Raw genomic sequence first — 14,361 nt, 5'->3', positions numbered from 1 at the left:
GTGGATTAATATATTAAGTTTCACATAATTTTATTAGTATAATTAAAGTTTAGAATATAATGAATGTAGAAGATTATAAATTTGATGGATTTTATGCTTTAACAGAAGATGTTTTAGTAACGGTAAGCCCAACCTTTTATCCTGAAGCTTCTAATAGATTACGCTCTATATATGTGTGGTTATATAAAGTTCGAATCAAAAATTTAAGGCAACATCCTGTACAGTTGTTAAGTAGATATTGGAAAATATATGATTCTAATAGTATACTTGAAGAAGTAGAGGGCGAGGGAGTAATAGGACAAAAGCCTGTATTAGATCACATGGAAGTTTTTGAATATATAAGTCAAACAAGATTATTTACTAGTTCTGGTCTTATGAAAGGAACATATACTATGCTAGATAAGGAATCTGAAAAAGAATTTAAAGTTGTAATTCCTACTTTTTCACTTGATATTGATTTATTGAATCTAAAATTTAAAAACTAGCTTTATAGAAGTGATATATAAATTTAAGATCAAATTATAGTAATTAAACTAGCGATTCTGTATTTATTTAGCTATGTTTCAAAGAGTATATTTATATAATATTATAGAAAATTATGAAAAAGTCTACATCTCAATGGGAGAATTAAATTTTCTTGACTTATTGACTTTTAAATATCAGCTATAACCTAAAATTAGACTAAAATACCACCCAATAATAGTTATTATTACATAACTATTAAAGAATTGTTTACTGTACTTACAGGTCAAACGTTACTTATAAAGTTATATAGAGGTTGTTTTTAGTTCTGATTTCTAATCAACCTCTGTGCTCCAGTCAGTTTTATTGCCTACTAAAATAGAAAAACCCTCACCAGTTTCACTCGACATTTCCTCTTGATCAAAAGCAAGATCAGAAGAATATATTGGGCGAAGTAAATCAGCATAGCCGAAACCTTTATAACATGCGAATGATTGAAGAGTGTTATGGCTTAGTGCTTCATTCTTATCTTCTACCAAAACATCGTTACCTGTTGGAACAACATTTTTTAACTTTTGTGCTTCAGAATCAGATAATAGTATACATTTCTTACCACCCCACTCTTTTACTGCAAAGATTTTTTTTACAATGCTATTTTCTTTTTTACTTTCATCTAAATCTTCAAAATTAGCAAGCTTATGATTAGATATGTCATTTAACAAGTTGTTGATTCCTAAATACGATGCTACCTTTTCTGCAGCTTGTGCAATCCCTAACATTCTAGCTGCAGTATGCATAAGTTTTACCAAATTGCTACTACTAGCGCTGCTATCAGGATTATTGCTTAGTTTTTTGTTCCATAATACTAACTTTTTTTCACCAGCTAATTGGTCATTAGTAGCATTTATAAAATTAGGTTGTGCATTAACAACTACACAATGCTTTGCAAATGATAGTATTGATTTTCGATCTTCATTAGAGAAGTATTGATTTTCTACTATTGGCTTTGATCCCGGATTTTCAAAAGTAATAGCTTTAGATAATTTAAGATTTCTACATCTTATTTCTGCTGCAGTTAAATCTGCAACTACTGCTCCAAGAGAATGCCCGCTAGTACTGAAATCCCAGCTACTGATTGGGCCATGACTACTAACACTAGAAGTTATTTTGTCAAGAAAGGCCTGCATTGGCTTCGTTTTTGAAATATAACCATGATTGTAGACACCGCACAAGTCATCACGGAGATCATGCATATTTGTAGGATTAGTACCTGCAGTAGCAATATGAACTTGTTTAGTCTTTTCATTAATTAAAGCTACTGCTTTATAGCCGCACTGATTAGTATCTGCATAATCAGCAGAAGTGCATAATACTTTCCATCCATCATTTCCGATTTGTTGTTCTAGCTTTTTGCATTTTTCTGCATAATTAGAACGACCTATTTTATAGGCAAGGTCAACTGCTTGTTGAGCAAAACCACAAGAAGGAACCTTGTTTGCTAATGATGCAGCTTTAGTGAATGTAGATAATATTTTTGTAGGCATATTTAATAATTGTTACTAAAAGTTAATTAATACTGCCTAAGTATAACCTTGTTAGCTAAAGGTGTCAATATATTTTTTTATAAAATGAGTAAAAAATATACAGTTAATACAGTATTATTGATCTATAAAGAGTTTGTTCTTCATATTTTTTTATAACAGTTACAAACTACAATCTATTATTACAAAAATCAGAAAACAAATTTTGTTTTAAATATCCTTTATCACCGCAAATAAACAAACCAGTAATATGCTTATTTAGGAACATTAGTACTATCTACATTTAGTTAATTTAATGCATTGAATTTCCACTTATTCATTAATTAACATATGTAATTTAATCTTAAGTTGTTAAATTTATACATATTTTTTGAATTTTCATTATAATGCATTTTAAAATTAGATATTACATTATAAAAGGCTTTAAAGACTACTAAAATTAATTTTTAAGTTGTAATGAATGATTACTTGTTAAATTTTATAATTTTTTGTGACTGAGCAAGGCTATTAAGATATCTGTTAAATCGGAACCAAGAGATTGATATAAATCGCCTTTTATATAAGGCTGTATATTTTGGCAGTCCACATACTGCTGCTATGCTTTTAAATAATGGAGCTGATGTTGATTCACGTTATCAATCTGGTGACTCTTCTTTGCATATAGCTGCTATATTTGGTTATTTAAAAACTATGAAGACTTTAATTGATCATGGAGCTCAGGTTGATGCAATTAATCAGAATGGGATAACACCTTTGCATGTTGCTATTTTGCTACGACATACTAGTGCTGTTAAGCTATTAATCAGTCATGGAGCCGATGTAAATTTACAAGACGCAAGCGGTAGGGCTAGTTTTCATTATGCTGCTACACAGCGCAATGATATTTGTTGTTAGTTAGCTAGTGGAATAAGATTGTTAGGCTATTAGTAACTGGTGGGGCTAATATTGACCTACCAGACAATAACGCGATACTGCACTGCACTATGCTACTAAACATGGTTATTTGGATATGATGAAGGCGTTATTACGTTATAATGCTGATGCTAGTATATTCAATCATGCTGGTGAATCTGCTATATATTATGCTGCTAGCTATAATCATGAAAAGGCGCTACAACTTCTATTGCGGTATCATGCTGACATTAATTTACAAAATAATAATGGGCAATCTCCTTTACATTGTGTTGCTCGTGATGGCAATGCAAAAGCTGTAAGTATGTTATTAAAATATGGAGCAAACAGTGTATTACCAAATCATATTGGTAATACAGCTTTACATGAGGCTGCTATACATAATCACTCAAAGGTTATAAAATGTTTATTGGCTAACAATAATGACATTAATTTACAAAATAATAATGGAAAATCTCCTTTACATTTGGCAGCACAGCATGGCAGTGACCAAGCCATTGCTCTGTTGTTAGAACATGGAGCAAATATTAATTTGCGGGACAATTCAGGTAGGATACCTTTACATTGTGCTGCTGAATCTGGACAGTATTATACATTAAAACTTCTAATACATTATAATGCTAGTAATATCAATTTCAAAGATCAGGATGATAAAACTGCTTTACATTTAGCAGCTGGAAACGGATATTTTTTTATTGTAAAACATCTATTAAATTGCGCAGCTAATGCAAGTTTACAAGATAACCATGGTAAAACTGCTTCATGCTATGCAGCTGAGTCTAATAGTATGGGGATTCTTAATATGCTGCAAAAGTGCGAACGAGTAATAGAAGGTATGAAAAGCAAAGTAAATTGTAATAATAATACAGATTTTGATATCATTTTTACAAACAATGATCTTAATGAATTAGCAAAACATGCTACTAGGCTTAAATGTTGTTATGGTAACGGTGAAGCACTTGGAGAATATGCTCCTTACATTCACAAGCATATTAATCAAGGGCTTCACCGATATCAGATATTACATCAAGCAATAGCATCAATGGATTCTAATCTATGCAGTAACACAGAATTATATTGGTGGAATGCTATGGATGATAACATTAAGTTAGAAATTTTAGGCAACTTAAGTAATGAAGAATTAATAAAATTATGTTCCTGTGATCCGGAAACCATAAATAATCTTACCGGGTGTATTTCACATACTGCAGACCAAGAATAGCATTAAACTATATTCAATATAAATACCATCTTAATAAGAGTTTATATAGGTGCTAAAGCATTTTCAGCAAAAATATATAGCAGTATTTGTTAAAAATAGAGATAAGCATTGCATTTCTTAATTAAATTTTTTTCAATGTATTAAAAAATACATCTATTTTTTAGATCATACTCAATATATATTCTCAGTATAATTCATATAATCACTTTCTTAACTTTTTCCATCTAATTTGGCATTTAACATTATATTTATAAATTTTATTTATATTATTTAAGTATATATTATACACAAAAATGATAAATTTTTTAACAAAAAAAACTTTGTTTTTTAAACTTGATATAATTACTTCAATTAATGCAAAAAGTTATAAAAAATTAAAATTATACTTTAATAAAAGATGGAATGAATAATTTTATTTCATGCAAAAGTAAGTTAAAGCTTGACTCGAATAAAATTATGTATAAATTAAGCTTTTATGTATGACATTATTTTAGTAACATATTTATAATTTAATTAAATTAAGCATTTAAGTGTCTAGAAAAAAAAAAAAAGTTTTAGTTAAGTTAGTTAGCAGTGCTGCAACAGGTGTTTTTTTTGTTAAGCAGCGCAATCCTAAAACTCAAACTGAAAAGCTAGTATTTAGAAAGTATGATCCAAAGATTAGAAAGCATGTGCAGTTTACAGAAGCAAAAATCAAATAAGTGTATTTATGGCAGTTAAGATTCGATTAGCTCGCTCAGGTGCGAAAAAATGCTCTTATTTTAAAATTGTTGTAGCTAATAATCATGCTCCAAGAGATGGAGCTTTTATTGAAAAGGTAGGATATTATAATCCACTATTATCTAAAGATAATCAGGAAAGGGTAGTATTAAAAACTGATAGAGTTGAACATTGGTTAGCTCATGGAGCTCAACCAACAGAAAGAGTTATAAAATTTATACAGCAGTTTAACATTACATTGCCATTATCAGTGCAAAAAAAATTGGAAGTTAAGCTTAAAAGCCGTGTGGCTAAGCCTCCAAAAGAGAAGCACAATACATAAAAAATGTATTATTGCTAAAAAAAGTCTTATGAGCATATACAATAAAGTAGTTTAAGGGGAAAAATATATAATACATGTTTGTTTATGCAAGGAATGTAATAGTATATTAAATATATAGCTTATAAGCTCATACTTAAAAATTTTATGCCGAATTAGCTCAGCGGTAGAGCAACCGCCTTGTAAGCGGTAGGTCGTCAGTTCAAATCCGACATTCGGCACCAATATATTATGCAAATGCAATGTTTTTAACTCCTCATAATATAAGTTATTGATAATTTATCGTGCCCATTTTTATGCCTTTTTAATAGTGATAAAGTTTAGTTTTATAAAATAATTTTACTTCAGCTTCTTAATCAAAGATATATACTTCTTTGACTTTAAAGATCTGATAATGAGTACTTTAAAAGGTCATTAGAAAATAAGAATTTAATTGTTGTATCTAATAAATTTAGCTGAAGATGTAAATAAGCAAATACAGCATTTACTCAAGATCATAGAATTATTACAGTAATATCATTTAACAATTTTGATGATTTTCAGGAATTTAGTTCCGATTCATTATTAGAGCTTGATTAAAGTATTAAGCTACGGAGTAAATTTTTTTTACTCTCAAAGTTGAAGCTAATGCTGATCAAAAGAAAAAAACACACAGTTATTATTAACAGTGTTATAGCAGCATTATTCTACGGATTTCTTAGTAATTCCTACTCATAATTTTTTTGCTAAGGGGAATTTGTCGAAGTTTTTAAACTGCAAAAAGAAAAAATTTATCTTACATTTTCTTATATAAGAATTAATTAGATATTCTGTAAAATAAAGGATATAGCATAGATTATTAAGGTAGTTATACTAAAAAAAGCAAGGAAAAAATATGCATATTGTGCTTTATGATACAAAGTATACTGCTAGTCAAGCTATATAGGACATTGCTCAATATGTAATGCTTTGTCTTTATATAATATTTCTTAAATTAAGCATTATTCTGTATAGAATTTTAGCATTGTTATTTTATGTTTTTTATTATAACAATTTAGATCAATAATAGTTCAGAAATTTACTTTAATAATAGCTATTAATGAAAAATTAATGTATCATCATATAAAATAAAGTAAATAATTTTTTTTATGAAATATAACATAGCAAGAATTATCGAGCACAATTGTCAACATGTAATAAATAGATTTGAGTTAGTGTCTTTAGCAGCGCTGCGAGCTGAAGAAATAAATTCTGGTTCTAATATTACGATAAATCATAATGAAGATGATAAAATTCAAATTATTGCTCTAAAAGAAATTACAACTGGAATAATAAGTGTTCCTGAGTTAAGAGAAAAGCTTATTTTAAAGCATCAAACTCAAAGTCATAACTTGTTACACAAGCCACAACAAGATAAATTGAATAATACTGAGGAGTATTTTACTAATTTTGATAGTAGTTCTGAATTTAACAGCCAACAAATAGATTTTAATTATGAAAATTTAAGTATTATTAATGATAAAAAATAAAAAAGTAAAAATATAAAACAGGTTATTAGCCTTATGGTTGATCGTGAAGATATTATTAATCAATTATCTTCTTATGATTTAACATTTGATAAAAATCTTGTGAATAAAGCTATAGATTATGCCATTCACTATCATGGAAAACAACTTCGCCAATCTGGTGAGCCATATTATTATCATCCGCTGCATGTAGCTCTTATTATTGCTAAAATGAAGCTTGATACTGTATCTGTTATTGCTGCGCTATTGCACGATACAGTGGAGGATACTGAACTTACTATAAGCGAAATTGAACATGAATTTGGACAAGAAGTATCGGTACTAGTGAATGGCCTTACTAAGCTTACTAAAATTCAATTTTCATCTTATTATACCAAACAAGCTAAAAATTTTCGTAAGCTACTAACAGCTATAAGTAATGACATTAGGGTACTGATAATAAAATTAGCTGATCGTCTACATAATATGCGTACAATTGACTCTATTAAGCAGTTAAATAAGCGTATTAGAATAGCTTTAGAAACAATGGAAATTTACGCTCCATTAGCTGAAAGAATAGGAGTTCAGAGCATAAAGCTAGAATTACAGGATCTTGCCTTTAAAGTAATGTATCCTCAAATTAGAGATGCTATTATTAATAAAATTGCACAATACAATGATAATAATTGCATAACCTCTGATTCTATCATAACAGAAATTCAAAATACCTTGATAGATGCTGGTATTAAAGCTGAGGTATATGGTAGACATAAAGCCCCATACTCAATTTGGATTAAAATGAGACAAAAATGCGTTGGGCTAGATCAGTTATCGGACCTTATGGCATTTAGAGTTATTGTTAGTACTATTCCAGAATGCTATCAGGTTTTAGGAGCAATTCATTCAAAATATAAAACAATACCTGGTAGCTTTCAAGACTTTATTAGTATTCCAAAAGATAATGGTTATCAATCAATACATACTACAATTATTGGCCCTCAACAAAAAAAAACGGAAGTTCAAATCAGAACAATGAAAATGCATGAAATATCAGAGCTTGGGGTAGCAGCACATTGGCAATATAAGCAACATGAAAATAATATAGATCAACACAAATGGATTCTAGAATTATTGAATATACTAGAACAGTCTTATAGTAATCAAGAGTTCTTACAGGATACTAAACTAGCAATGTATTATGACCAAGTTGTTTGTTTTACTCCAGAAGGAAAGCTTATTTCTTTACCTAAAGGAGCTACTGTAATAGATTTTGCATATAAGATACACTCAGAATTAGGAAACAAATGCATAGGGGCAAAAATTAGTAATAAAATTATACCATTAGATCAACAACTCCAAAATGGAGATCAAGTTGAAATTATAACATCACATACTCAATTACCTACTTTTAGGTGGACAACGTTTGCTATTACAGGTAAAGCCCAATCAGAAATCCGTAAGTTTATATGTAATCAAAGTTATATAAAGTATGTAAACTTAGGTAAAAAAATGTTGATACAAACCTTAAAAAAAATACAAGTCATAAATATTAATGTATGTATTACAAAAATTATTCAAAAGTTGAATAAAAAAAACGCAGAAGAAATATTTTTTTTAATTGGTAGTAGATTATTAACAATAGAGAAAATTATCAAAATTGTTGCTTCAATACCAGATTTAGTTACATTAAACAAATCTTATTACCTAAATGATAAGCTATCACCAATTACTATATCTGATAATAAAATTGATGATAAGATTAATAATTTTCCTATAAGTTTTGCTAAATGCTGTTATCCATTACCAGGAGACTTAATTGTTGGCATTTTTTTACAGGGAAGAATAATAATTCATACTACCTTCTGTACAGTTGCTTCTACTAGCTCTATTGTAGATTCTACAGCAAGATTATTAGATCTTAACTGGAGCAGTAATGCTAAAAACATATGTTATACTTCAAGTTTGCAATTATCTCTGCATAATAAAATTAGTAGCTTATCGAGTATTACTACTAAGCTTGAAAAAAATAATATTAATATTAGCAATATAAAAACTAATAATTGCACTCAGAATGTAGTTCAAATAATAATAGATATAGAAATTTCTACAGTTGAACAATTAAATATGATAATAAATATGTTGCAATCATATCAAGAAATAGTAACTGTTGAAAGATTATCTATATAAGTTTATATGATATACGGAATAGGTACTGATATAATACATATACCAAGAATTGAAAAATTAATTAATAACTACTCTATTAAATTTATCAATCGTATTCTAGGAAAAAACGAGATAACTATTTATCAAAATCTTACGTCTATTAAACAACAAGCTAACTTTATCGCTAAGCGCTTTGCTGGCAAAGAGTCAATAGCTAAAGCTATTGGCATTGGCATAGCTCCACCATTATCACTACATAATATTGAAATACTTAACAATAAGCTTGGCAAGCCTATAGTTCATATCCATAATGCAGATAAAATATTATTAAACCACTTAAGATTGATAGAATACAAAATTGATATTTCACTCTCTGATGATTATCCATTAGCTACTGCATTTACTATAATCTCGAGACATTAATTTACTGCTTTAACTTGAAGAGTTAATAAAATAATCAGTAGAAACGGACTAAAGTTATTATTTATTAAAGATACTAATCTAATTTAAATTTAAGAATGTGCTCAAAAAACTGATATAAAGAATTAGCAAGTAATTCAAAATTAATATAAAAAATTATTTATAACAATATATTTAATCGCTTAATTGAATTAAGATTACAAAATTAATATGAGGTTTCGTAGGTTTTAAAACTAAAAGGAAGATAATATGAGCATTTTCTTTAGTTAGTTTCAGGCCTTGAATTTCTAACTTGTTTATTAATTAACAAATGCAATTTTAATCTCAAAATCCAACCAACATTTATTAGTAGTTTTGCCACAAGGGACGATGATATAATAATACTATTGTTATAATCTCTGAATTTTATTCCAGATATTATACTAGTGTTATCAAATGAAGCTTTCTTAAGAATGGAAAAATATAGCATTAAACAGATGAAGTAATAGAAATCTTGAAAAAGAGAAAATTAGAATCTAAAAGTAAATAGGTACTACAAATGTATAGTAGCAAAAGCGGACACTTAGAGCAGCCAGAGAAAACATGGCGTAAGGTTTGTGCAAGACGACACAGGCATAGAAAATTTAAGAATACACAACCTCGAAGGACATTTGCAAGTTGTATGGCAGATGCTGGTGCAGGTCAGTATATAATTGGTATAGTATTAATCATAATGACCCAAAATCAACAGGTATTTATGCTAGAGTTAGTTTAGAATCAGCGCAGCAATATATATCTAAAGTTACACAAATGATGAATGAATGTACTGGAAGTTCTGTATCATAGATTAACTAATAGTGTACGAGTAATGCAAGTTAACATACATGTAACCTAATTATCGCAGGTGCTATCTGCGTTTGAAGATATTTAGCTAATTTAAATATTATATTAGTAGAATAAGTTTTCTCATGCTACAATTATAGCTGCATATGATATTTACATGCATTATCTGCCTTAGTTGTTATTACCATTATAAGCCTCTAAACTTTCTATTAATTTTAAAGTTCCTAATTAAAAACTGAGGTTTATAGAGGCCTAATATTTTTGGGTCAACAGCAACAAATTATTATTGTGAAAAAAACATATTACTGTATAGTTTTATAAATAAAAGAAATTCACAAGGCTACTTAATTAAGTATGTATAATGCTACAACTCTTGATATAAGTCTATATTTTTATTTTGAGTAATCATAAATGAATTTATTATTAATAATAGAATTATATAACCTATGGGAGTATAACTATGAGCAGCTTAAGGTATCAAAGATTGCTTATCAAGCTTAGCGGAGCAGCATTAAAAGGGGATACAGATAATAATTTTGATATTAAAAAGCTAAAATATATAGCTCAGGAAATATTAACTGTTAAAAGCATGGGAATAGAAGTTGCGCTTGTTGCCGGCGGCGGCAATATTTTTAGGGGAAATAATGCAGAATATTGGAAAATAGAACGGGCTGAAGCTGACAATGTAGGAATGCTTGGTACTATTATAAATGCTCTAATGCTAAAAGCAGCATTAGAAAAAGAATCCAATTATAAAGTTAGAGTTATGAGTGCCATTAAAATTGAAGCAATCGCTGAACCATTTATTCGCTCTCGAGCTTTAAGTCACTTGGATAAGGGGTATTTAATTATTTTAGCTGCAGGTATAGGGCAACCATTTATTACCACTGATTATACAGCAGCACAACGAGCATTAGAATTAAGATGCGATGCTATGCTTGTTGCCAAGCATGGAGTAGATGGAGTTTTTGACTCTAACCCTAAGGAAAGTAATTATGCACGGCAATATTGCACGTTAGCATATGATGATTTTTTAATTAATCATTTAAAGATTATGGATCATTCAGCTGTCTTATTAGCAAAGCAGCATAACTTACCAATTCATATTTTTAATTTTGACAAAAAACTAGCAGTAAAAGAGATATGTTTAGGTAAAAATATTGGTACTTATATTTCTTCAAATACAAAAATGCAATTTTTTTCTTGAATAACAATTTATTTTTATATTTATTAATAAGTTTTAAGAAAGCAATAGCTAAAAATGTATATCAATAACATGGAGCATAGTCAGTCAAACATGCCAAATTCCTTATGCAAGTTATTTATACATTTTTTTAAATGTCATACTGGCAAAGCGTTATCATTAATTATTCTATCTATAATAATAAGCTGCTCAGTAGTAGTAGATAAATTACTACAAAAAAAAATAATAGATTATATTAACATAGCTGATAGCACTACAATATCTGTACTACAAACACTAGCTTTTTGGATTCTCTTATATATTTCTCACCGTGAGTTAATTAACTTACTCTATCGTGCTTATGATTATATTTATTTGAAATTTATGCCTATTCTTAAAGGTACAGTAATGGATGAACTATATAATTATGTTCAATACCATAGCTATAATTTTTTTGAAGAAAATGTTACTGGTAACATTGGATTTAATATTACTGAAGCTGCTAGATCCTTAGAAGAAGTATTTGCTATTTTTACTGAAAAAATCCTTAGAAGATTAATAATTGCAATTAGTACATTAGCATTATTATCTAGTATTCATCTGTTATTTTTTATTATATTTTTTGTTTGGCTAATTGTTTTTTGTAGTACAAGTATCTATTTTGCTAAGTATGTAAGTAATTGTGCTAGAGTCTTTACTAAATGCAAGGCCACTATTGTTGGCAAAATTGTTGATGCTATTACTAACATGTACTCAATCAAAGTGTTTTTATCGCATCATTTTGAAAGAAAATATTTGCATTCATATATTGGAGATACTACTGTCAGTGAACAAAATATGCGGTGGCTTATGTTAAGGCAACGCTATATTTTAGGATTATCTTGCAATATAATGTATTTCTGTATTATATGCGTGTCAGTATATTTAAAAATCAATCAATATATAACTATTGGTGATTTTGTTCTAGTTATAAGCCTTGTGATGGAAACAGTAAGTGAAATGTGGGACTTAATATTTGAAATGTCTGATTTTTACGAAGAAGTAGGTAACTTTAATCAATGTACATCGCTAATACAGCCACACCTTGTTCAAGATGATACTTATAATACTCAAGACTTAAAAGTAACTAACGGACACATTGAGTTTAAAGATGTGACATTTAATTATAAAAATAGTGGTAACATATTTAATAGCCAATCAGTTACTATTCTTGGCAAACAAAGAGTAGGATTAGTTGGGTTTTCAGGATCAGGAAAAACTACTTTTGTAAATTTACTTAATAGATTATATGATATTAAGCATGGTGAAATCTTGATTGATAATCAAAATATTCAACATGTAACACAAAGTTCATTACGTAATAGCATTACTGTAATTCCTCAAGAGCCATTGCTTTTTGATAGAACAATAAGAGATAATATAAGATATGGAAATTTTAACTGCACAGAAGAGGAAATCATTATCGCAGCTAAAAAAGCTAATATTCATGATGCTATTATTTCGCTACCAAATGGATATAGCAACTTTTGTGGTGAGAGAGGAAAAAACTTATCAGTAGGTCAACGTCAAAGAATAGTTATTGCTAGGGCAATTCTAAAAAATTCTCCCATATTAATATTAGATGAAGCAACTAGTGCTTTAGATGGTATAACTGAAGAATTAATCAAAGAATCATTAAATTACCTAATGAATAATAAAACAGTATTAATAATTGCACATCGACTATCTACCATTCTTAATATGGATCAAATTATTGTTTTTGATAAAGGTAATATCGTTGAAACTGGTACTCATGATACTCTGTTAAAAACTAGCAAGATCTATATTAAGCTGTGGAATTCACAGATAAAAGGTATTATTCCAGATAACCCTATAAATAAAATTTAACTTACTTTTAATATCTAAAAACTGAGGTACTATTGAGTTTTTAACGAAATTAAGAGATAAATATAAACTATTCTCCTCCAAGTTAAAGAAATATAATAATTAAATATAAGTTAACTAAGAGAAACGAGAGGGAGGAAGTGGAATAGTGGCTTGCTTGAGATAATTGTTGATAATATTATGCAGCTCATTGTAGGTATAAGGTTTTTCAATAAATGCGGTTACTCCCATGGAATAAAGTAAATGTTTAGTTTCATAAGTCTGAGTATGACCAGATAGAATAATAATGGGTATACTATACATTTTTGTTGTTGTATGAATTTCTCGTACAACTTGTTCTCCATTTTTACCAGGCATTACCATATCTAGCAGCACTAAAGAGAAAAATTCTGGATTCTCCTTAATCAACTTAATAGCTTCAAAAGGATTGTTAACTGGAGTGGGCTTATAACGTTCAGCATATATATCCAAAGATATTGTATCTAAAACATTTTGATCATCATCAACTATTAAAATACTTTTATTGATTCTAATATGCTCCTCAAGCGCCTTAAGAGATTTTATAGAATGATACTCATAGCTAAATTCCTGCAATAGTTTTTCATTTCATCTGTTTTACGAAAAATTTCATTCTTACTGTAAACAGCTTTATTAAACCTCCTTCTGGTGTTGTAATGGTAACTAAAGATAAACTTACTTCCTATATTAGGGCGATTTTCAGCCCAAATTTCGCCATGATGTGCTAATATAATTTCTTTTGCAACGTTAAACCTAAGCCACACCACAAGCTTTAGATTTAGTTTTGCTCTTTCTTCAAATGGTAAAAAATTTTTTCAAGCTCATTCTCAGGTATACCTATTCCTCATCCTCAACTGATACTTCTATCCATTTTTGTATGGCTTTACTGTAATTAGAACATGCCAGATTGAATATTGAATTGCATTTGAAATAAGATTTAGCATACTTTTCTTATTCTAGCATAATCAAATCAAACATAGTTTCAGCTTGATCACATAATTTAAACTAATTATATGGTTTTCAGTTACGTTGAGTTTACTACATTCAGCAACTATTTCTTTTAACATGAATTGAAAATTATTTAACTCTATATCAAATACCATTCGCCTTGTTCGAACTTCGATAAATCAAGTAAATTGTTACTATATGATACCAATTTCTCAATACCAGAATTAGCTAATGTTATTATAGTTAATACTCTTTCTTTC

General features: G+C 28.7%; 14 protein-coding genes and 1 tRNA gene. 12 read left to right on the top strand and 3 right to left on the bottom strand.

The annotated features are described in order from the left end of the window. Positions 1 to 59 precede the first annotated feature (59 nt). Positions 60 to 485 (top strand): Co2+/Mg2+ efflux protein ApaG, encoded by a 426-nt coding sequence (gene apaG, locus OCHUTO_RS02705; protein ID WP_045797300.1) that lies wholly within the window; start codon positions 60 to 62, stop codon positions 483 to 485. 312 nt (positions 486 to 797) lie between these two features. On the opposite strand, the gene OCHUTO_RS02700 is transcribed toward apaG, so the two are convergent. Then, positions 798 to 2,006 (bottom strand): lipase family protein, encoded by a 1,209-nt coding sequence (locus tag OCHUTO_RS02700; protein ID WP_045797299.1) that lies wholly within the window; start codon positions 2,004 to 2,006, stop codon positions 798 to 800. A 513-nt stretch (positions 2,007 to 2,519) separates the two neighbouring features. Between OCHUTO_RS02700 and OCHUTO_RS02695 the strand changes: the two genes are divergently transcribed. From OCHUTO_RS02695 to OCHUTO_RS02645, 11 genes are all read left to right on the top strand, one after another. After that, positions 2,520 to 2,897 carry an ankyrin repeat domain-containing protein gene (locus OCHUTO_RS02695; RefSeq protein ID WP_084215364.1) on the top strand — a complete coding sequence of 126 codons (378 nt, stop codon included), beginning with the start codon at positions 2,520 to 2,522 and terminating at the stop codon, positions 2,895 to 2,897. A gap of 82 nt (positions 2,898 to 2,979) precedes the next feature. Continuing rightward, positions 2,980 to 4,137 carry an ankyrin repeat domain-containing protein gene (locus tag OCHUTO_RS02690; protein ID WP_269745481.1) on the top strand — a complete coding sequence of 386 codons (1,158 nt, stop codon included), beginning with the start codon at positions 2,980 to 2,982 and terminating at the stop codon, positions 4,135 to 4,137. 530 nt (positions 4,138 to 4,667) lie between these two features. Further along, positions 4,668 to 4,838 (top strand): 50S ribosomal protein L33, encoded by a 171-nt coding sequence (gene rpmG, locus OCHUTO_RS02685; protein WP_045797297.1) that lies wholly within the window; start codon positions 4,668 to 4,670, stop codon positions 4,836 to 4,838. Between the two features lie 8 nt (positions 4,839 to 4,846). Then, complete coding sequence (rpsP, locus tag OCHUTO_RS02680; RefSeq protein ID WP_045797296.1) at positions 4,847 to 5,179, top strand: 30S ribosomal protein S16; 333 nt, start codon at positions 4,847 to 4,849, stop codon at positions 5,177 to 5,179. Between the two features lie 146 nt (positions 5,180 to 5,325). Then, positions 5,326 to 5,400, top strand: a tRNA-Thr gene (locus OCHUTO_RS02675). Positions 5,401 to 6,303: 903 nt separating this feature from the next. Further along, entirely contained in the window at positions 6,304 to 6,684 is a 381-nt protein-coding gene (gene rpoZ, locus OCHUTO_RS02670) for a DNA-directed RNA polymerase subunit omega (RefSeq protein WP_052694625.1), read from the top strand. Between the two features lie 33 nt (positions 6,685 to 6,717). Beyond that, on the top strand, positions 6,718 to 8,847 hold the full coding sequence (locus OCHUTO_RS02665; RefSeq protein WP_045797295.1) for a RelA/SpoT family protein: 2,130 nt from the start codon (positions 6,718 to 6,720) through the stop codon (positions 8,845 to 8,847). A 6-nt stretch (positions 8,848 to 8,853) separates the two neighbouring features. Continuing rightward, entirely contained in the window at positions 8,854 to 9,249 is a 396-nt protein-coding gene (acpS, locus tag OCHUTO_RS02660; protein WP_045797294.1) for a holo-ACP synthase, read from the top strand. 535 nt (positions 9,250 to 9,784) lie between these two features. Then, positions 9,785 to 10,000: a hypothetical protein gene (locus OCHUTO_RS02655; RefSeq protein WP_045797293.1), complete on the top strand. Its 216-nt coding sequence runs from the start codon at positions 9,785 to 9,787 to the stop codon at positions 9,998 to 10,000. A 528-nt stretch (positions 10,001 to 10,528) separates the two neighbouring features. Next, positions 10,529 to 11,275, top strand: a complete 747-nt coding sequence (pyrH, locus tag OCHUTO_RS02650) for a UMP kinase (protein ID WP_045797292.1) — start codon at positions 10,529 to 10,531, stop codon at positions 11,273 to 11,275. A gap of 69 nt (positions 11,276 to 11,344) precedes the next feature. Beyond that, entirely contained in the window at positions 11,345 to 13,138 is a 1,794-nt protein-coding gene (locus OCHUTO_RS02645) for an ABC transporter ATP-binding protein (protein WP_084215360.1), read from the top strand. A 114-nt stretch (positions 13,139 to 13,252) separates the two neighbouring features. Here the strand turns inward: OCHUTO_RS02645 and OCHUTO_RS06395 are convergent, their stop codons facing one another. Further along, positions 13,253 to 13,729 (bottom strand): response regulator, encoded by a 477-nt coding sequence (locus OCHUTO_RS06395; RefSeq protein WP_045797291.1) that lies wholly within the window; start codon positions 13,727 to 13,729, stop codon positions 13,253 to 13,255. After that, positions 13,696 to 13,920: a cell wall metabolism sensor histidine kinase WalK gene (locus tag OCHUTO_RS06390; protein ID WP_232296954.1), complete on the bottom strand. Its 225-nt coding sequence runs from the start codon at positions 13,918 to 13,920 to the stop codon at positions 13,696 to 13,698. Before OCHUTO_RS06390 ends, OCHUTO_RS06395 begins: the two co-directional genes overlap by 34 nt. Between the last annotated feature and the right edge of the window lie 441 nt (positions 13,921 to 14,361).

Source organism: Orientia chuto str. Dubai, from assembly GCF_000964595.1.
Lineage (GTDB): Bacteria > Pseudomonadota > Alphaproteobacteria > Rickettsiales > Rickettsiaceae > Orientia > Orientia mediorientalis.
This window is presented reverse-complemented; position numbering and strand designations above follow the sequence as displayed.